General features: G+C 38.7%; 20 protein-coding genes and 1 pseudogene. 16 read left to right on the top strand and 5 right to left on the bottom strand.

Features of this window, described 5'->3' with window-relative positions; genetic code table 11:
* Nucleotides 1-104: 104 nt before the first annotated feature.
* Entirely contained in the window at nucleotides 105-821 is a 717-nt protein-coding gene (locus ADU24_RS17955) for a 3-ketoacyl-ACP reductase (protein ID WP_053367915.1), read from the bottom strand.
* A 372-nt stretch (nucleotides 822-1,193) separates the two neighbouring features.
* Here ADU24_RS17955 and ADU24_RS17950 point away from each other — a divergent pair, with 372 nt between their 5' ends.
* The 10 genes from ADU24_RS17950 to ADU24_RS17905 all read left to right on the top strand — a co-directional run bounded on the left by ADU24_RS17950 (nucleotide 1,194) and on the right by ADU24_RS17905 (nucleotide 7,568).
* On the top strand, nucleotides 1,194-1,577 hold the full coding sequence (locus tag ADU24_RS17950; RefSeq protein WP_053367914.1) for a VOC family protein: 384 nt from the start codon (nucleotides 1,194-1,196) through the stop codon (nucleotides 1,575-1,577).
* 225 nt (nucleotides 1,578-1,802) lie between these two features.
* Nucleotides 1,803-2,543, top strand: a complete 741-nt coding sequence (locus tag ADU24_RS17945) for an AAA family ATPase (protein ID WP_053368992.1) — start codon at nucleotides 1,803-1,805, stop codon at nucleotides 2,541-2,543.
* 32 nt (nucleotides 2,544-2,575) lie between these two features.
* Nucleotides 2,576-3,112, top strand: coding sequence for a signal peptidase I (gene lepB / locus ADU24_RS17940; protein ID WP_053367913.1), 537 nt, complete (start codon nucleotides 2,576-2,578; stop codon nucleotides 3,110-3,112).
* Between the two features lie 22 nt (nucleotides 3,113-3,134).
* Nucleotides 3,135-3,581, top strand: coding sequence for an NUDIX domain-containing protein (locus ADU24_RS17935; RefSeq protein WP_053367912.1), 447 nt, complete (start codon nucleotides 3,135-3,137; stop codon nucleotides 3,579-3,581).
* Between the two features lie 230 nt (nucleotides 3,582-3,811).
* A complete protein-coding gene (locus ADU24_RS17930; RefSeq protein WP_053367911.1) occupies nucleotides 3,812-4,204 on the top strand; it encodes a hypothetical protein in 393 nt (130 codons plus the stop codon).
* 118 nt (nucleotides 4,205-4,322) lie between these two features.
* Nucleotides 4,323-4,781, top strand: a complete 459-nt coding sequence (locus ADU24_RS17925) for a DinB family protein (protein ID WP_053367910.1) — start codon at nucleotides 4,323-4,325, stop codon at nucleotides 4,779-4,781.
* A gap of 36 nt (nucleotides 4,782-4,817) precedes the next feature.
* On the top strand, nucleotides 4,818-5,609 hold the full coding sequence (locus ADU24_RS17920) for an aminoglycoside phosphotransferase family protein (RefSeq protein WP_053367909.1): 792 nt from the start codon (nucleotides 4,818-4,820) through the stop codon (nucleotides 5,607-5,609).
* Between the two features lie 129 nt (nucleotides 5,610-5,738).
* Nucleotides 5,739-6,608: a GNAT family N-acetyltransferase gene (locus ADU24_RS17915; protein WP_053367908.1), complete on the top strand. Its 870-nt coding sequence runs from the start codon at nucleotides 5,739-5,741 to the stop codon at nucleotides 6,606-6,608.
* Nucleotides 6,609-6,738: 130 nt separating this feature from the next.
* Nucleotides 6,739-7,002 carry a DUF2750 domain-containing protein gene (locus tag ADU24_RS17910; RefSeq protein WP_053367907.1) on the top strand — a complete coding sequence of 88 codons (264 nt, stop codon included), beginning with the start codon at nucleotides 6,739-6,741 and terminating at the stop codon, nucleotides 7,000-7,002.
* Between the two features lie 218 nt (nucleotides 7,003-7,220).
* A complete protein-coding gene (locus ADU24_RS17905) occupies nucleotides 7,221-7,568 on the top strand; it encodes a hypothetical protein (protein ID WP_053367906.1) in 348 nt (115 codons plus the stop codon).
* 854 nt (nucleotides 7,569-8,422) lie between these two features.
* On the opposite strand, the pseudogene ADU24_RS17900 reads toward ADU24_RS17905, so the two are convergent.
* Nucleotides 8,423-9,624, bottom strand: a pseudogene (locus ADU24_RS17900) (MFS transporter).
* Between the two features lie 286 nt (nucleotides 9,625-9,910).
* Between ADU24_RS17900 and ADU24_RS17895 the strand changes: the two are divergent.
* Nucleotides 9,911-10,228, top strand: coding sequence for a hypothetical protein (locus ADU24_RS17895; protein ID WP_053367905.1), 318 nt, complete (start codon nucleotides 9,911-9,913; stop codon nucleotides 10,226-10,228).
* Nucleotides 10,229-10,274: 46 nt separating this feature from the next.
* Here the strand turns inward: ADU24_RS17895 and ADU24_RS17890 are convergent, their stop codons facing one another.
* Nucleotides 10,275-10,763 carry a hypothetical protein gene (locus ADU24_RS17890; RefSeq protein WP_053367904.1) on the bottom strand — a complete coding sequence of 163 codons (489 nt, stop codon included), beginning with the start codon at nucleotides 10,761-10,763 and terminating at the stop codon, nucleotides 10,275-10,277.
* Between the two features lie 616 nt (nucleotides 10,764-11,379).
* Here ADU24_RS17890 and ADU24_RS17880 point away from each other — a divergent pair.
* From ADU24_RS17880 to ADU24_RS17865, 4 genes are all read left to right on the top strand, one after another.
* The gene (locus ADU24_RS17880) at nucleotides 11,380-12,324 is read left to right on the top strand and encodes an ABC transporter ATP-binding protein (RefSeq protein ID WP_053367902.1); all 945 of its coding nucleotides are present in this window, start codon (nucleotides 11,380-11,382) and stop codon (nucleotides 12,322-12,324) included.
* A 4-nt stretch (nucleotides 12,325-12,328) separates the two neighbouring features.
* On the top strand, nucleotides 12,329-13,093 hold the full coding sequence (locus ADU24_RS17875) for an ABC transporter permease (RefSeq protein ID WP_053367901.1): 765 nt from the start codon (nucleotides 12,329-12,331) through the stop codon (nucleotides 13,091-13,093).
* Complete coding sequence (locus ADU24_RS17870; RefSeq protein WP_053367900.1) at nucleotides 13,093-13,878, top strand: ABC transporter permease; 786 nt, start codon at nucleotides 13,093-13,095, stop codon at nucleotides 13,876-13,878. The genes ADU24_RS17875 and ADU24_RS17870 overlap by 1 nt, the downstream gene beginning before the upstream one ends.
* 196 nt (nucleotides 13,879-14,074) lie before the next feature.
* On the top strand, nucleotides 14,075-14,479 hold the full coding sequence (locus ADU24_RS17865; RefSeq protein ID WP_053367899.1) for an NUDIX domain-containing protein: 405 nt from the start codon (nucleotides 14,075-14,077) through the stop codon (nucleotides 14,477-14,479).
* Between the two features lie 162 nt (nucleotides 14,480-14,641).
* On the opposite strand, the gene ADU24_RS17860 is transcribed toward ADU24_RS17865, so the two are convergent.
* Together ADU24_RS17860 and shc are read right to left on the bottom strand one after the other, a co-directional pair.
* Complete coding sequence (locus ADU24_RS17860; protein ID WP_053367898.1) at nucleotides 14,642-15,187, bottom strand: HXXEE domain-containing protein; 546 nt, start codon at nucleotides 15,185-15,187, stop codon at nucleotides 14,642-14,644.
* Nucleotides 15,188-15,304: 117 nt separating this feature from the next.
* Nucleotides 15,305-17,200, bottom strand: coding sequence for a squalene--hopene cyclase (gene shc / locus ADU24_RS17855; protein WP_053367897.1), 1,896 nt, complete (start codon nucleotides 17,198-17,200; stop codon nucleotides 15,305-15,307).
* Between the two features lie 111 nt (nucleotides 17,201-17,311).
* On the opposite strand from shc, the gene ADU24_RS17850 reads away from it, so the two are divergent.
* Complete coding sequence (locus ADU24_RS17850; RefSeq protein ID WP_053367896.1) at nucleotides 17,312-18,448, top strand: DUF2515 family protein; 1,137 nt, start codon at nucleotides 17,312-17,314, stop codon at nucleotides 18,446-18,448.
* Nucleotides 18,449-18,521: the final 73 nt, after the last annotated feature.

Genomic DNA, 18,521 nt, shown 5'->3' with positions numbered 1-18,521 from the left:
AACGGGAAAATACAGAGGGGAATACGATTGTTATTGTTTATATCTAAAAATAAGGCGCTATCCTAAATACATTGGATAGCGCCCTAAAATTTCACATAGTTTAATTAAGGATTGGTTGACCAAAGTCCGGCATGTTTTAGGACAACACGTGGATGAAGTTTTAACTGTGCAACCATTAAATCTGCTAAATCTTCTGGTTGCATTACTTTTTCTGGATTGCCGTCTGTTAAATTTAGCTCAACAGCCATATCTGTTGCAACCGTACTTGGAGTTAACGTAGTTACACGGATATTTTTCTTGCGTACTTCAAGCATTAATGACTCACTTAGTCCGATGACTGCAGCTTTTGAAGCCGAGTAGGCACTTGTAATTGGCGCACCTTTTTGTCCAGCTGTTGATGAGATGTTTATGATGTCGCCTGAGTTTCGCTCAATCATTTCAGGTAATACCGCACGTGTTGTGTAGTAAACACCCTTTACATTAACATCGATAATATTTGTCCATTCTTCAGGGGTTAAGTCCATGAAGCTACCGAATTTTGAAATGCCGGCATTGTTTACTAGAATATCGATTGGACCAAGCTCGCCACGAATGGATTCAATCGCCGTCGTAATCGAGTCTAAATCCGCAACATCTGCCGCAGCAATTGCTACCTTTACATCATACTCCTTCAGTTCCTCTGCCACTTGCTGCAAATTTTTAAGTGTACGTCCGACAAGACCAACGTGAATTCCTTCTTTAGCAAAAGCAATTGCTGTTGCGCGACCGATCCCACGCCCTGCTCCTGTAATGACTGCTACTTTTCCTGCTATGGTTTGCATGTTTTTTCGCTCCCTTTAAAGATATAAATATAGTCTAGACGAAAAATGAAGGGGTTTAAACTAAACCGCTTAAGGTAAGTGAGTTTGTTAAAATCTTAACCGTTTCAGGTAATTTAAATAAGACTTTCATTCAGGTCTCTAAATGGTCATGTTGACTTTAAACAGCCATTCATAGAGACTTTATTTATTGAGTATCCTCACTTTTGCAATTAAACAAAATTCATAGCACTTGGTAACGGCGGCTTATTTTAGACGTTTACCAACGAACCGCTTAAAGATTTGCTGAAGGGATGGATAGAATAATTCCAACGGGACTTTCAGCGTAGGTGTTAGCAAAGTTCCTAGTGTCATAATTCAAAGGAGGCAAATAGTTTGAAAATCATTGTTACAAGCATATTCGTTCAAGATCAAGACAAGGCCCTGGAGTTTTATACCGAAAAGCTTGGGTTTATTAAAAAGGTTGACGTTCCCGCCGGCAAATATAGATGGATTACGCTCGTTTCTCCCGATGATCAAGACGGTACCGAGCTATTGCTCGAGCCGAATGACCATCCTGCCGCCAAAGAGTTCCAAAAGAAGATATTCGCCGATGGCATCCCGGCAACCATGTTTGGTGTAGCGGATGTTCGGAAGGAATACACTCGATTAACGGAAAAAGGAGTGAAGTTTACAATGGAGCCGACAGAAATGGGGCCAGTCACAATAGCTGTCCTGGACGACACATGCGGCAACCTTATTCAAATCGTCCAAAAGTAAATCGTACCTTTATTTAATCAATGGCTGTCCTTAGGGCGGCTTTTTTTCATACTGGTTAGTTTGTTACCCGTTGAGGTGTTCCTTAAAGGATTACAGTATCTTTTGTAGAACTTTTTATTAACACAGAAAAAGAATAATGAATCCTACTGGAATTTTTTACGTATAGTATTAAACAATCTCGCATTTCCTGTATTAAAAAAACAAAAAAGCGATGTGTTGCCGATGTTGTTTTTACGTAGGATCACTCTATTACGGGAAGAAGTTCCTGATTTCAATACATACCCATTCACTGTTCCTGCTATAGGAGGAATGGGTGCATTGGAACTGGATAGTGAAGTAACTTTTTTTGTAGGGGAAAATGGTTCTGGAAAATCTACTTTGCTTGAGGCAATTGCGTACCAGTGTGGGTTTAATGCCGCTGGCGGAGGACGAAACAACTTATATGATGTGGATGCATCCGACGCCGCACTTGGAAAGTATATTCGTTTGTCGTGGATGCCAAAAATCAGTCAGGGCTTCTTTTTAAGGGCTGAAAGTTTTTATCATTTTGCCTCTCATCTTGATCAACTAGCCAAGGAAGATCCTACGTTTAATTATCAGGGATATGGAGGCAGGTCATTGCACCACCAATCTCATGGAGAATCCTTTTTATCATTATTTTTAAACCGATTTTTGGAAAAAGGCATTTATCTATTGGATGAACCTGAGGCAGCATTATCGCCAGCCCGCCTTTTAGCATTTATGAGGGTTATTCATCAGTTGGTCAGTAGTGGAAATTCCCAATTCATCATCGCCACACATTCACCTATTCTTCTGGGGTATCCAAACGCAAAGATTTTCAGTTTTGACTCCAATGCAATTGAAAGCATCGCATATGAAGACACCGATCATTATCAAATAACAAAGGGATTTTTAAATAGAAAGGAAAGGTACTTAGAAGAGTTATTTTTAAATGACGAGGATTGACTTCTAGTTTGAAAATTTAAGGAGGATGCGGAATGGCAAAGAAGAGTGGAGTGTTTGAGTGGGTGAAATTAATTACAGTTGCGATTGCTATCGCTTTAATTGTCCGTACGTTTATTTTCACCCCGATTGTCGTTGACGGTGCATCAATGGAACCTACTTTGCAAAATTATAATCGAATGATCGTAACAAAAATTGGCGAACCGAATAGGTTCGATATTATTGTATTTCACGCACCTGACGGCAGGGATTATATAAAACGTGTAATCGGGCTCCCGGGTGACAGGATAGAGTATAAAGATGATGTCTTGTATATAAATGGGAAGGCATATGATGAACCCTATTTGGAAAAATTCAAGAAAAAAATCAGCGGCGGAACCTTAACCGGATCTTTTACATTAAAGGAGACAGCAGTTGGTACGGATACCGTTCCAAAAGGCCATCTGTTCGTCCTGGGCGATAACAGAAGGCATAGTGATGATAGCCGCGGTATTGGGGCGGTTCCGATGGAAAAGGKAGTCGGAACAACAAAACTTGTTTTCTATCCGGAAATCAAAATCATAAATAACTAGTTTCCGGAGGAGGCTGTTTAGATTGTTAAAAGATAATGGATTCGAGTTTCTCGAATTTATTCATACAAATGAGACAAGCATTAACGAATATCATCCCTTGGCTGGCTCTTTTGCAGTAGTGAAGTGCGAAGGAAAGTACCTTTTATGCTATAACACCTTGCGCAGGCAATGGGAACTGCCCTCCGGGAAAAGAGAAAGTTATGAAACCCCAAAGGAATGTGCCATGAGAGAACTGTATGAGGAAACAGGGCAATATATAAACAATCTAGAGTTCAAAGGTCTATTGAAGGTGAAAAACACCTTGAACGGCAACATAAAATATAATCCTGTTTACTTTACTACAATTGAAAAACTGCAACCATTCAAAGAAAATGATGAAACGTCCGAAATAAAACTGTGGGATTTAAATGAAGAAATAGGGTACATTGATTCGGTTGATGTGAAAATTTTTGACTATCTTTTTGTTTGATTTAAATAATAGTAGTCTACTGAATTTTAATTTATTTATAAATAATGTAAATAAATCTGAAGGGAGGCGCTCCTCTGAAAAAGGCACATGTCTTAATACTACTTTTAATATCAATTTCACTTACAGGCTGTAAGAATGCAGAACAAAGTTTTAAGGAAGCAATTCCTAATGATAGAATCGATTTTATTGTTCATCAGGAGGAAGTTGATCATGGGAGAGTTTTGTTTTATGTGCCCAATTTAAGAGGAGATCAACCTGCCAAAGCGAGTTTTGAAGCATTATTTTTGGAAAAAACGACTTTTGGATGGAAACAAACTTTTGATAGAGGCGCCACATCTGGAACATTAGAGAGGAATCTTTATAGTCAATACCTTTCGAAATACAGTTCTAAATCACCATTCCCAATGTTATTTGGAGAAATAACGAATCCAAGAATTGAAAAGGTTAAGATTGAATATGGGAATGGCCAAAAAGTTATAGAGCCCAAAATAGTCACGAAAAATGATAAAACATTCTGGTTTGTATTTGTTGAAGAGCCTAAAGAGAAAGAAACATATATTATCAAGGGATTCACTGCCGATGGTGAATTAATCGAGACTGTCACTCAAGAATCGGAACAATAATCGAGTAACTGCAGTACATTTCCATCTAAATAAAATTAGTTTTCAGCATCTTTCGGCTGTCTTCAGGTAGCTTTTTCCATATTTCAGATCTTAGTAGTGTTCCAAAGGGAGGACAATCATGAAAGAAGAACAATTATTTGAACAGATGAAGACGTGGCGTAACTGGACTGTTGAATTGCTTCGTACCATTCCTGAGGAGGTAGTGGACGAAATTCCGCATGGCCATAACAACAACATCCGCTGGAATGCCGGTCATATTTTAGTGGGCTGGGATCATACGATGTTCCCATCGGTCAATGAGGAGAGGCGGCTTCCTTTGTCTTATCATGGTATGTTTCCGAGAGGGAGCAAGCCAGGAAACTGGGAAGAGCAGCCTCCGTCTATGGATGAGTTAATCGAACTGTTGGAAGAACAGCCGCATCTTATCGAAAAAGCGTGCAAGGGTCGTCTTGATCAGCCGCTGAAAGAACCGTTTTTAGGCATGAAAACGGTAGGTGATATGCTTGTTTTTCACATGAACCATGAAAATCTGCATATGGGAATCATTAGAAGTATGAAGCAGATTCTTATAAAATAATTCAAGCTTACAGAAAGTCATTTAGGAGAGCTGCCTATGCTAAATCATGAAAACGAAGAAATGTTAACAGGAGGCAATGTCTCTCGCGTATATAGGGTAGGGAACACTGTCCGGAGGGAATTAAAACCAGATAGTCATAAAACTCATAAGCTATTAAAGCATTTGGAGAATAAAGGTTTCGACTATGCTCCCAAGTTTTTTGGGATAGATTCAGAAGGCAGAGAGATACTTTCTTTTATAGAAGGAGAGGCAGGTAATGATCCTTTAAAGGATTATATGTGGTCTGATGATGCCTTGAAAGAAGTAGCGGGTATGCTTCGTTTGTATCATGATGCTGTAAGTGACTTTCCAATACATGATGATTGGGAACCAATAGATAACACTCCGGACAACATAGAGGTGCTATGCCATAATGACTTCGCTAGATACAATATTATTTTTAATGGTAAAAAACCAGTAGGTATTATTGATTTTGACGTTGCTGGGCCAGGTCCAAGACTTTGGGACATTGTCTATACTCTTTATACTTGCGTCCCTTTAAGCAGGTTTTATCTCTCTGAAACCGATGAGGCGGTTTATTATAATTCCATAAAGCATGCTAAGCGGATAAAACAGCGGGTCGAATTATTCTTTCAATCCTATGGCGAAGGATTTGAAAATGATTATTTGAAAATGCTACTCCGACGATTAGAGGGTTTATGCAAAACAATTAAAAGAAAAGCTGATGAAGGTGATAGCGCTTTTATAAAAATGATACAAGAAGGACACCTTGAACATTATAAAAAAGATATTGGTTTTATTCAGGAACATGGAAAAGAGTGGGTTTAAATGCTAGTGGATAAAATTTGTGAGAAATAAAGTGTTTTTTAGCATATCAAATGTTTCATAACACCGACTTGGAAGGTAAGGGTTTGTGCTTGAATTTAAGAGAGCAATTTGGTCGAAAGGGAATGGCAAATGATTAAATACGAGAAAGGCAACTTAAACCTAGTACAACTTGATAAAGGTGATATCCCAGGTTTAATTGCATTATCTGCTTCAGTTGAATGGGATTATGATGAATATGAAATTGCGACGGTTATGAGTTCTGGAAAAATATTTGGGTACAAAAATAATAAAGGGGAAATTGTTTCTAGTTCTGCAATAATCCAATATGATAAGTTAGCTTCAATTGGTATGGTAATCGTTAATAAGGAATACAGAGGACTGGGTTTGGGGAAGAACGCAACACAAAAATGTATAGAATCGGTTCCGCAGAATAGTTTAATAATGCTGATTGCAACTGAGGAAGGGAAACCCCTTTATGAAAAAATGGGGTTCAAAACAGCCGACCGCGTTCATAAATTTCTGTGTGATAGCTACATAACTCCTCCTAAAATGTTAGTACTCAATAATATTTCCATTGAAGATTACAATGAAAGTGATTTTAGTGAAGTCTTAAATTTAGATAATGCCGCTTTTGGAGATAAACGAAGTAACTTTCTCCATTACAGGATCAACCAATCTAAACAATGTCTAGTAGCTAAAGATAACAAAGGGCACATTTATGGTTATGGACTATCCATTTTAGGACCAGTAAATCTACTGATAGGCCCTATTGTGGCATCTGATCCTCAAATAGCAGCTTTATTACTAGATAGGTTAGCCTTTCAACATTCAGGTAAATTAAGGATTGATGTTCCATCGGGTAATAAGGAATTTTTGTTCTTTTTGGAACAATGCGGTTTTAAAAACGTTGCTAATCCCCCGGTCATGATGCTTAATTCGGTTTGTCTTCCAGCTAGGAACAAAAACTTATTCGGAATTGCTGCCCAAATTTTTGGGTAGAAAGCAGGGGGTTATCTTGACCCGATCAGGATGCATTCATTAATGAGATTAATAAATATCGAAAAGTCTGGACAAGCAAGGACGAAGGTGGTATTCCCACTTCAACAAATTTAGATGGTGAAACACATCAATGCCGTTTTGGTCTTTAGAATTCAGGGCACAAAAAATGATTGAAAAAGCTCCTGCTTATCGCCACTTCCAACCATTTGAAATTAATTTTGATGATTTTCTAACTAGTTGGTTAAGGGGTCTTGAAAAAGATGTACTATATTTGGGAGTTAATTGGAGTGGCGAGCAGGCTACTGGATATGATATTAAGCCAAAAGAAGTTCTGGAACGCCTACAATATGAACTCGGTATAATTGATTGGCCAATATCGCCTTTGAAAAAATAATAACCCCATAGAATGCGTTGATTCAACATAAATCAGCGCATTTATTGTTATATATACCTAGAAAAGGTGCGGCGAATTATATAACGTATCCAACTTCGCCAAAGCTAGCCATTCCAATAATTTATAACAGTTTCAATCCGCTCATAAAATTAAATTTCCTGTCTTTTATAGGTAAATAATGTTAAAGTTGAAGTTGCATGAACATAGGAGGAAGTCAGATGAAACGTTTTGTAACCCTGTTAATTGTTATCACCACGATATCTGGGGCAGGGGTTTATTTTTATAAAAATGTAGATAACAATTTTCATACTCTGCAAGACTTTTATGATTTCCCTGTTCCGGATGCTGCGACGTTAGAGAGTGAAAGTGAAAAAGGCAAACATTATATATGGGGGCCTTCAAGCGGTACATCGGTGCCAATTAGTTATCGATTGGCAATTAAAAAGAATGGTTGGAAAGACGTAGATCTAGACGGCCATAATACTATTTACGAAAAGGATGGCCGCCGGATCAGACTGGCTGTTGCTAAAGATTATATCGGTATTCTAAAAGTACAGAATGAATAACCAGAGATTTTATATCAAATGAATTGAGCGGATTAGTGTTCAATGCCACCTGGATTTCTACGGGAGCTTTTGTCGTATAAACCGTTTTATACAATACTGACATTCCTGGTATATTGCCCTACTGGAGAATTGCCCTCATACTTACTTTTGCTTTAGATGGCATTAGGAACAACAAAAACAAGAATAAGAATGGATTAATCATCGTAGTTATCTTTTTCATTTTATACATTTTAATGGACTGGGGTTTCGGGGTTTTTATATAATTTCTTACTTACGTTAGTAGGGGCGGGGGAAAAGGAATGAAAGGTTCTCTAAAATGGAGTCATTTTTGGATTCTCTTAGTTGGTATTTTGATAGGTTATATTGGAATTCCGATGCTCACACGATTGATTGAGTTACTCTTTAATTAAAAGACTGTTGAAGAACTGGGGTAAAGTTGCTGGCTATCGCGGTGCTTTTTTAAGCCTTTTTACTTTAGCCTATGGAATTCCATTCCGATAATTGGATTAATAAGATCGATTGTAATGGATATTAAAAATGGATATTAATGATGGTTGGCTAACGATGCTTTACTCCAATAAGGATTAAGGCATTTTTTTGTTGAATCATTTACAGTGATTTCGGGTGATGAAGGGAGTTCATCTTATGACTTCAGATGAACAGTGCAGACTTGTCATTCAAGGACTATTAACAGCAACACATCCTACAGAAGAAGGCGGAGGTTACAACACATGATGAATTTTTAGTTCATATGGCTAGTGTTCGCCGGAAAAACAGTCAAAATTGAAAAATACGAAAGGTGACAAAAATAAAATAAACCCTACTATTTGAGCAGAAGGGTTTATATTCTCATTCTATAGGCTTTTTTCTACTTCAGGAACATCCCAATTTGCTACATTATTATTGTTAAGGTTGTTGAATATAGGATTTAAAAAGCAAAGGATGGTTGTAAGGCAGATTAGACAACCTAATACTAAAAATAAGATAGAAATGGAAAAGGATTCAGCAATAATACTCCCTAATGCTGCACCGAAGGGAACTCCTGCCTGTGCCAATAAAATTCTAACTGAGAAAACCCTGCCACGTAAATGATTAGGAACTCTTTGTTGGTATAGAGTGGTGTTATTTATATTGAAAATAATGGCAAATAAACCTTGACCGAAAGAAAGAACGAGAGCTACCCAGTAAAATGGGGTCCAAGCCAACCCCAAAAAGAGTAATCCATTTAAAAATAGTGACCCTAGCATCACTTGTTTTCTGTTTTTAGGCTGCTCTCGAATACCAGTTAGTAATGAGCCGGCCAACATACCAAAAGAAAAAGCAGAAGTAAATAGGCCGTATTGAAAGGCAGTGCCTCCTAAATCATCCAAAACATAAGGTAAAAACATTGGTTGTGCGGCACCGGAACTAGTGTTAATAAACATCATCATGATACCGACCCAAAACAAGACGGGGTAAACACGGTAAAATTGCAAACCCTCCCTAAATTGTACAAACCAACTTTCCCTTTTCACGATTGTGCTTTTCTTTGAGCTTGGGTTCAACATAAGTAAAAGCCCAGATAACCCCAGTGAAATGACTAGGAACAACAAAACAACCTCGACTCCAAAGGCTGTAATTAACAGGCCTCCTAGAGATGGCCCAAACAACATCATAATCTGGCCTGTACCTTCGAGAATGGAATTGCCTTTCATCAATTTATCCTTAGGCAGAATATCAGCGACATAGGCCATACTGGAAGGTGCAAAGAGTGGTTGAGCATTACGGTTGCTACCGAAACGAGATACAAATGCCAAGTTTCCAGTTGCCCCATCGGGTATAAAATAATTGGAAGTAGAAAAGCAGAAGCTCTAAACCATTCTGAAAAAATCATGACTTTCTTTCGTTCCCAGCGATCTAGAAAAGGCCCCGCAAACATTTGAATAATAATATTTGGAAGCATAAATGCTACCCAAACACTGCCCATTGCCACTTTAGAGCCAGTCAATTTATAAACAAGCCACGATAGGACAAAAGTGGAAAAAGTACTGCCTAATCCAGATGCTGCCTGGGCCATCCATAAAAAGACAAATTTCCTGTTATTAAATAAACCCTTCACTCGTCTACCACCCTTTTCTTTTTCAGAGAATGAATGCAACCTCTTGTTAAATCCATCAAGTTTATTCTCTTCAAATGTTATATGTACTAAAATTATATATAATTATGACTTATCTGAATATATTTACTTTTTATCGCTAAGAATTTAGTGGCAAAAGATAGTTTTAGCGAGGATATAGAATTGTATAAAAATAAGTTATAAATCAAAAATGGCAAAAAAGCTTTACAAGGGAGAATAAATAATAATGGCAAAGAGTAAAGAACTAAAAGCTTTTGCAATAGGCAATGAAAACTTTTATCAAGTTGTTATTTGCCATAGTAAAGAAATTGCAGTCCAATGGTTAGGAAAAATTACAGGAATAAGCAAAAAAGATTTGAATGAATTGAAAGTGTGGGAGTTTCCTATGGATAAGAAGGTCCTTGTTAGGGATTTAGGAGAAACAACTGCTAAAGATTTGATTGAAGAAGTAAGGCAAAGTGAGTCTTTTCGTAGCTTTCCAATCGTAGTCTTCTGGAAAAATGCCGAAAGTGATTATTATGAAAATTGCCATTCCAAAATTTGATGTAGATCCTTTACCTACTTCTTGTCCTTAGCGGAACAAATAACCTTTAACACCAAACGATTATTCTATAAGGAGTGGTTTGGGCTAGGGTACTTTTGGTTGCGGGTCCATAGATAACAATGAGATTTTTGTTAGCTGGGTTTTTTGAAAAAGGCTGTCCATTTGCTAATACAATTTGAGTATATGGAGATAGATTTAATTGCAATTTCCTATCACTGCTCACCAACTGACTATCAAAATAATCTACTTTCACATTCTGATAAGGATTATCTTTTACGATGACAAGTGCGGGATTTTGTGGCGGGTATATAAGAATGGCAGGAGCATCCCCATCATAATATCCAGTTACCCGATCTCCCATAGCCACCATTGCATGGTCTACAAAATAAGTTGTGGGTGAAACCACGAAATTGACTATTGCCCCCATTCCGTTCTCGACTGTCATCAATTTATAGCAGCCTTCCGATTCAACATTTCCTGTATAAAAATCGCTAATCATTGTGACGATTCCCTGAAAAGAAGTAAATTTAACCATTTTTGATACCTCCAATGCTTTAAGGAAGGTGGCGGGCCTAATCCACCAAAACCAGGAGCAATTACTTTGTGTACCATATGTGGGTGAAAACCTATAAGACTGTGTGATTGCCCATAAAGTAAAAAAATGCTTTTTGTAGTTATGAGTCCTGATGGGGTTTAGTAAAGAATATGAAGTGGACCTTTTTCTGGCAAGGTCCAAGTTAATTGAAGCGTTTGATTTATATTCGGAAGTTGGTGGGTTGGCTTGTATTAACGAAAACATTGTTCAATATAATGGGCACTTTAATCCATTGGTGTTCGATTAATACTAAACTAGAAAATGAGTTAATGCATATAGAAAAATCGGAAATCAAACTTGTTTGGCGCACAATTCAGCAATTAAGAATTAGACCGTTCTACCCTAAGGGAATATTGGATGTTGTCACCACTAACAAAAAAGATATTTCACATATCAAAATTTCCAATGTTTGGTTTGATTTTACCATAAAGATAATTTGGAAGAGGAGAAGGGCAGCAATCAAAAATCCGCGATTGAAAAATTTTGAATAATATACATATAACGGTAATTTGTGGTAATATTCATTTATGTTTCCGAAAAAAATGGGGAGGGTGCTATGAAGAATATCATTGAAGTTAAGGGACTAACACGTTTTTATAAGGAAAAGGGCGGCCAGAAATGTGTACTGGACAATGTTTCTTTTGAAGTAAAGGAAGGAGAAGTTTTTGGCCTTTTGGGACCGAATGGAGCCGGGAAAACAACGACTATTAAAATACTTACCACTCTATTGCTTCCGTCTGCAGGTGAAGCCAAGGTATTAGGATACGATGTAGTGTCCGAGAGCCATAAAATTCGGGATAAGATTAATTTTATTTATGGAGGAGAACGGGGTGTCTATGGCCGGTTGACGGCAAAGGAATATATGCATTACTTCTGTACCCTCTATAAAATAAAAAACAAAGCTCAGTCAGGTTTAATTAAAGAGTTGTTAAATCTGGTTAACCTCCAAGATGCCGAAAATCAAAAAATCCATACATATTCCAAAGGGATGGTTCAGCGACTCCATATCGCCCGGTGCTTAATTAACGATCCCAAATTACTCTTTCTGGACGAGCCAACGATCGGGCTTGACCCTATTGGAGCAAAACTCCTACGGGACCTCGTTAAAGAATTATCCAAAAAAGGCATCACTATTATTTTGACAACTCATTATATGCAAGATGCAGATGAACTTTGCGACCGAATAGCGTTTATTAGAAATGGGAAAGTGAGTCTAATCGGTGAACCTAACTATATAAAGGATAGCTGCAATCATCTAAACCTATACGAAGCAACTATGAATATCCAAGATGTAGACCAATTAAAACAGGACAATTACTTTAATAAAATCGAAGTAGAAACGATTAAAGAGCCATTTTATACAGTGAATTTTGAAGTGAATGAAACCCGTATAGAAACTATTACACAGCATCTTAGTAATTATGGCGATGTTTTGAAAATTAGAAAGCGGGATATTTCCCTTGAGGATGCTTATATCTATCATATGAAGGATGTAGGGTGAATGCATGAATACAATCCATCTTTTAGTTCGTGAAGTCAAATACTTCACCAGCTTTGGTAATAAAATGTATCAATTCCTACTCTTTTTTCAGCCGTTAATGTTTTTATCGATAGTATATTTTCTTAGTGAATTAAGGGGTGGAGTGAATACAGATAAATTTGTTGTAGCGTCAGCACTTATTAGTATGTGGAGCTATGTTCTCTACTCTTCAGGATCTGCTCTAATATCCCAACGATGGAATGACACATTAAAAATGCTGATAGCTGCTCCTGTGTCGCTTTTTACAGTCATTTTGACAAAAGCGTTAAGCAATTCACTGATTGCTTTGATTTCAATGATATTAAGCTTTGTGTATGCTCGTTTTATCTTCCAACTTCCTATCAATATCCCAAGCTATTCATTATTTTTTCTTTCTGTTTTGGTGCTGATTTTTTCCTTAGGAGTTGTAGGACTTATTTTAGCAGTTGTTTTCGTCGCGTTTCAGAACGTATTTGATTTTCAAAACTTAATCCTTACTCCTATGATTCTCCTATGTGGGGTATTTATTCCCGTAGAGGAATTCCCGATATTGATTAAAATTTTTGCCTTCCTAATACCAATGACATGGGGAATCAAATCAGTCCATGAAACACTGGAATTAGCACCAGCTATGTATTTGACAATGGGAATATCCATTATCGTCAGTACTATTTTTTTAATAGCAGCTTACTATATTATTAAAAAAATTGAAGTAGTATTGCGCGAATCCGGCAGACTGGGGGCGCTGTAGTGTTTTTAATTAATAAATATGGATTCACTAATCTATCGTACAAAGCAGTTTATTCATTCCAGACATTGAAATTATTCGTCCTATTTCGCATTGTTGACCCTATCATGCAATATGTATTCTTCGCAGCATTGGCAAGCTCACTTGTTGGATCAGACTATCTCCAATATGTAGTTATTGGACAAATTGCTTTTTATGTGTGTAGAACAATGATGATCAATTTTTTAAACATGTTTAGAATGGAACGGAGATATGGAACACTAGAATTGAATATAGCATCGCCGACCCCCACCCTTCTTATCATTATCCGCAAGGGAATAGTACCCTTGCTAGACGGCTTATTTGTTTTTATCGTAGGTTTGCTCATAGGAAGATTTTTATTTGGCCTTCAAGCACCTCTCGCTGATCTGGGTCTGCTAATTCTTTCAATTGCTGTCACATTGTTTTCTATTATTTGTTTTTCCTTGCTGTTTGCATCCATAGGACTGTTGTTTTCAAATGTAAACCTATTTTTAAATATATCAATAGCGTTCTTCCAGGTGTTTTGCGGAGTGAACTTTTCGGTTACAGTGCTACCGGAACCACTGGAAAATCTAGCTCGCCTAATGCCGCTCACCCATAGTATCGAAGCCCTCCGTTCTATCTATAATTTAGAGAACAATGAGATTATGCCATTACTGGGAACAGAATTTATAATTGGCATTGGTTATTTAATTATTTCCATTACATTGGTTTCTATAATGGAGATGCTGGCAAGGCGGACAGGGGCCTTATTTAAAGATGTGTAACTTTAAGCTGGGGAGTATCTTACTAAATCTAATGGTCGCGGATAAGTGCGTTTACATCTGTAACGAGAAGTTTTCTTGATTAATCAAATAGTTTCTTATTCACAGGTGCCATAGTCCAAGAAGATTAAGGCACCTGTTTGTTTATTGACCTAAAGGACATTTTAGCTCAAAAAGCTTTACGAGAAGGGCAAAACATTTGAATGCTGTAAAAAAAGTCTACGGATATGTAACGAGATTAATAGAAGGAAATACGCAAGTGTTAGTTTTTAAGCATTCCAATCCTGAAGCAGGCATACAAATTCGAAAAGGAACAGTGGGTCATAACGAAGATACCTCTGACGCTGTAAGGGAAATAATAGAAGAAACAGGCTTGAAAGACTTTAAGGTTGATACCTTACTTGGAGAAGATTTCTGGAAATACGATGATGGCTCAATACATAATAGATTTTTTTACAAGATAACTGTTTTGAAAGCCCCAAACGAATGGGATTACAATCCAATAGGTGGTGGGGCGAAGAAGGAATTACTTTTGCATCTTTTTGTATTTAATGCTGCAAAGATTCAGGTTAAAGAAGGAACTTACTGGGGCAATCAACGATGATAGGAGCATTTCAAGGAAATTTGCTAATAGATTGGAGAAAAAATTAAGACAAGAGATGACCTTAGTTTTTTTGCCACTATTTTCGCTATCCTGGCAATTATTTTTAAATAAACTAACGTAAACTGGCGGATGCACTCCAGGATTTCAAAAGTCTGGAACCAGTTATCGAATAAAAAAACGGCCTAAAAGATTGCCGACGAGGAAAACCAAAATCATGACCAAGCTAACCGGTAGACTGGCCAATATCAAATGCCAGTCCAACAGTCCAAACTCGACTAAGGAAGAATAGGTAACGAGGCAGTAAGGGATGAGGAGGAACAGTGACGTTATGATGCCAGGCGTGTATCCCCTGAACATAATGGTTTGAACAATATGCATGCATGCCTGCAATACAAATAAATTAAGGATGGCTGTAAATAAAAGAAAACCCCTTCCGTTAGATGAAAAATGGGTGGTCACCACTGTAGTGAATGAGATAATCACTAAAATCCATGTAGCCGAAACAGCAAGCTGGGCAGCAGTCGAGCCTAGTTTTTCCCTCATTCTGAATGTTAGTTCGACAAAGCTCGTTTTCGGGTATTTGTCCTTCATTGCAGCCATGGAGGATTCAATGGTTATGATCTCTTCTAAGTCATGGAAAATAAAAATGATGGGGAACAACCAAATTAATGTTTTAAGATCCAAAAATGGATGGAGGGCCTCTAGCATGTTTTATCTACCTCCTTATAGTTGGTAAGATGCCGTCCGTTGTGGTTTGTTCATTTTATATGACAGGATATGAATATATACCCTAGGTCTTAGGAGGGTGTTTAAATGCACAAATCATTATTTAAATTCCTTAACCGTTAAGAGCTGACCGCCAGCCAATTTTTGATAATGAGCCAGGGCAAGCAGTGGAAAGACATATTCATAACAATGATAATTGAGATAAAACGATCCTGCCATTCCCCTTCCTTTTGGGTAGGTTGCCTTCCAGTCTTTCTCCTTCTTTTCCACTAAAAAAGCTGCGCCGTTTTCAATTTCAGGCGTAACCCCAGTTGCGGCCGAGATGAGTGCGTCAAGCGCCCAGGCGGTATGAGTGCGGGTACTTTCGCCCAATGGCACATAACAATTTTTGATATCACTTTTACACGATTCTCCCCAACCCCCATCCGGATTCTGGGTGCTCCGCAACCAAGCCAGCGCTTTTTGTATAGCTGGATGATTCGGTGAAACCCCAACTGCAACAAGTCCCGTTACAGCCGCCCATGTCCCATAAATATATACGCCCCAACGCCCAACCCAGGAACCATCTGAATTCTGATGCCGCAACAGCCAACGAATCCCATCCTTCACCATCGGATGGTGAAGATTCAAATGGGTATAGGTGCCGAAGAATTCCAAAGTCCTTCCCGTTAAATCAACTGTCGACGGATCAATCAATAAATCTTTGCCACCCTCTATCGGCAACAAATTCAACACTTTCTTGTCTACATTCTTTTCGAATGCGGCCCAACCTCCGTCCTTGTTTTGTATGGAAATGAGCCAGTTTATTCCACGGTCCCACGCCTGCCGGTAATCCACTTGCTCTGTGGCCAAAGTGCGTATCGCCCTCAGTGCAGCGGTTGTGTCGTCAATATCCGGGTGGATTGTGTTTAAGTCGGCAAACCCCCAACCTCCCGGTAACACATCTGGTTCATGAATCGCCCAATCCCCGTATTTGAGATGCTGGCGGGAGAGAATGTACTGATTTGCCTTTTGAATCGTTTTTGATGAATACGGAACTCCGGATTCTTGCAGGGCATAGCTGAGTAAAGTCGTATTCCAGACCGTAGCCGTCGTGTACTGGCAGTGAAGTTCCCCGTCAATCCGGCAGGCCATCGCTTTTAAACCATTTACTGCACGAGTAATCACCGGATGTGTAGTTGGATATCCCCTCGCCAGTAAGGCAAAAATCATCAGGAAAGTCGTGCTGAAATAATTTAAAAAGGTGCCGTCCGGTTCAATTCGGTCGAGCATATATTTTTCGGCTCGATGCAATGTCAATTCACGAAGGTTTCCATGGTATTTCAGCCCCTGAATCCCTTGTTTAATCCATTTGATTACCGAGCGGACGTCTTCTGGTTGATCCTCTGTGAAAAAACGAACCTCTTTTCTTTGAAACAAATCGGACAGATTTGGCGACCGTTTCGTCCTTTTGCGAAAATTAGTATTGGCAAGGATTAAAAAAGGGATGATGTTCGCTCTTCCGTACACGGAGAGGTCAAAAAGATTGATTGGAAAGGAGTCAGGTAAAAGCATCACTTCAATATTAATGGGGAAGTGCGGCCACTCACATTGTCCTGTTATGGCCAGCATGATTTTCAAAAACATATGCACTTCCGAGGCGCCTCCGTTGGCCATGATAAACCGTCTTGCTGCCTGGATTTCCTTAGCATTTCGATCCCGGTAACCAGAATAAAGAAGGGCATAATAAGCTTCCACTGTGGATGTCAGATTTCCTTTTTCCGCATCATGAAACAGCTTCCATGACCCATCTTTCTGCTGTTTTCCGGCGATACGTTTCACCAATTCTTTAATAAACTCCTCATCACTTATCTCCAACGTCCGTAATAAAATAATCATACTACAGTCCGATGCAATCCCAGTCTCAAAAGGATAACGCCAGGACCCGTCCTCTGATTGGTCGTGGACGATCTGATTGGCGATTCTGTCCATTTCCTTATATACCCGATGCCTCATAGTACCCGTCCTCTCCCAACTAGTCATCTTTGTATTCATATTCCGTGAACAATATGAATATGAATTCCGTGGGATGGCCGATACACTCAAAATCAACTTTGCTAAAGGGTGATGCCGTTTTTGCTGGATTCTTTCTCAGATGTAAAAAAAGAATTAAAAAAGAAGATGAAAAAGAAATCTTCCGCCCTTCTGTCCTGCTTATCAGAAGTTGATAAACAATATATTCACCTAATAAAAGAACATACGAGACAACTAAACCAAAACAATATAACACGGACGCAAGCTTATTTGCAGTTTTACCTTCAGCACCCCGAAATCCATTGGGCCCTTCTCGGACATATGGTATCGCGGAACGTCGGATGGAACATGACGGATTTAAAAGGGGAATTGCTGTCAAAACTTCTGCCTGAACGAGATCAAAAAGCGATTTTTTCCTTTTTGGAACGCGGCAGTTGGCTGATTTTTCAAGATGTGTTTCCTCAATTTCTCGTTTATGACCTGAGTTTGAGGGCGGGGCGAGACATGTTCCACCTTCTTCCGTTTCTTCGCGTTTCCACCTTCATGGAAACAATATGGCGGTATTTTTGGCGCAGTGGGGATTGCCATACATTGGCGATTGGGACGGTGATTAATGAACAAAGCTATTTGGAAAAAAGATTAATTCAAAATAACCATTTCAAAAATACCGTAACAGGTACGGTCAGCTTTAAAATGTATGACTTTTTGCGGCTCAACAACATTCTTTTTCCCTACTATCCAGGGGAGAGAAGGGAGAAAGCGTCCCTTGTCGGCGCCACCTCACGTTATTTCACTTCACTCCACGAAAGAATTTTATTTGGAAAAGAATTGTATGCCCTTCTTTTTGAGCGCGAAAAAATTCTGGAGGGGGTATTGAAATGGGCGCATGAACACCCTCACACGGGCTCACGGAAAGATTATTGGCCTGACTTGTTTAATGATGTAAATGAGTCTGATCCCAGGTCACTCTATAAGCGGCGGGTTAAGAATTGTGTGTTGAGAAAGGGTGCCGAGCGACTGTACAGCCCGCCTTTAAAATACGCCTGGCCGAATATTCCCCATGAAGATGCGGCGAGCGGAGATTGGTTTGAGGATTGGCATGTGCTGGATTATATTCATAAAGAAGTCAATTTGGATGGAGAAATTTTAACGAATTATTGCAAAACCCTTGAAAAAATTGAACTCGCGGTTATGGCGAAGGAAGCCCTTCTGTTTAGGGAAGGAGAATAATTATTGCGGGGTGTGGCCCTGGTGTTGTTCAAAGGATGCCAAGACAATAACCTAAACTTTCATAAAAGGGCAC

Source organism: Bacillus sp. FJAT-27245 (assembly GCF_001273955.1).
Taxonomy (GTDB): Bacteria; Bacillota; Bacilli; order Bacillales; family Cytobacillaceae; genus Bacillus_D.
The sequence above is the reverse complement of the archived record's forward strand: the minus strand, read 5'-3'. Positions and strand labels throughout refer to the sequence as shown.

What these genes read in the sequence shown, in the direction of transcription:
- ADU24_RS17955 (WP_053367915.1), bottom strand. Translation starts at nt 821, where the DNA reads ATGCAAACCATAGCAGGAAAAGTAGCAGTCATTACAGGAGCAGGGCGT.
- ADU24_RS17925 (WP_053367910.1), top strand. Translation starts at nt 4,323, where the DNA reads ATGAAAGAAGAACAATTATTTGAACAGATGAAGACGTGGCGTAACTGG.
- ADU24_RS17920 (WP_053367909.1), top strand. Translation starts at nt 4,818, where the DNA reads ATGCTAAATCATGAAAACGAAGAAATGTTAACAGGAGGCAATGTCTCT.
- ADU24_RS17915 (WP_053367908.1), top strand. Translation starts at nt 5,739, where the DNA reads ATGATTAAATACGAGAAAGGCAACTTAAACCTAGTACAACTTGATAAA.
- ADU24_RS17910 (WP_053367907.1), top strand. Translation starts at nt 6,739, where the DNA reads ATGCCGTTTTGGTCTTTAGAATTCAGGGCACAAAAAATGATTGAAAAA.
- ADU24_RS17905 (WP_053367906.1), top strand. Translation starts at nt 7,221, where the DNA reads ATGAAACGTTTTGTAACCCTGTTAATTGTTATCACCACGATATCTGGG.
- ADU24_RS17895 (WP_053367905.1), top strand. Translation starts at nt 9,911, where the DNA reads ATGGCAAAGAGTAAAGAACTAAAAGCTTTTGCAATAGGCAATGAAAAC.
- ADU24_RS17890 (WP_053367904.1), bottom strand. Translation starts at nt 10,763, where the DNA reads ATGGTTAAATTTACTTCTTTTCAGGGAATCGTCACAATGATTAGCGAT.
- ADU24_RS17880 (WP_053367902.1), top strand. Translation starts at nt 11,380, where the DNA reads ATGAAGAATATCATTGAAGTTAAGGGACTAACACGTTTTTATAAGGAA.
- ADU24_RS17875 (WP_053367901.1), top strand. Translation starts at nt 12,329, where the DNA reads ATGAATACAATCCATCTTTTAGTTCGTGAAGTCAAATACTTCACCAGC.
- ADU24_RS17860 (WP_053367898.1), bottom strand. Translation starts at nt 15,187, where the DNA reads ATGCTAGAGGCCCTCCATCCATTTTTGGATCTTAAAACATTAATTTGG.
- shc (WP_053367897.1), bottom strand. Translation starts at nt 17,200, where the DNA reads ATGAGGCATCGGGTATATAAGGAAATGGACAGAATCGCCAATCAGATC.
- ADU24_RS17850 (WP_053367896.1), top strand. Translation starts at nt 17,312, where the DNA reads ATGCCGTTTTTGCTGGATTCTTTCTCAGATGTAAAAAAAGAATTAAAA.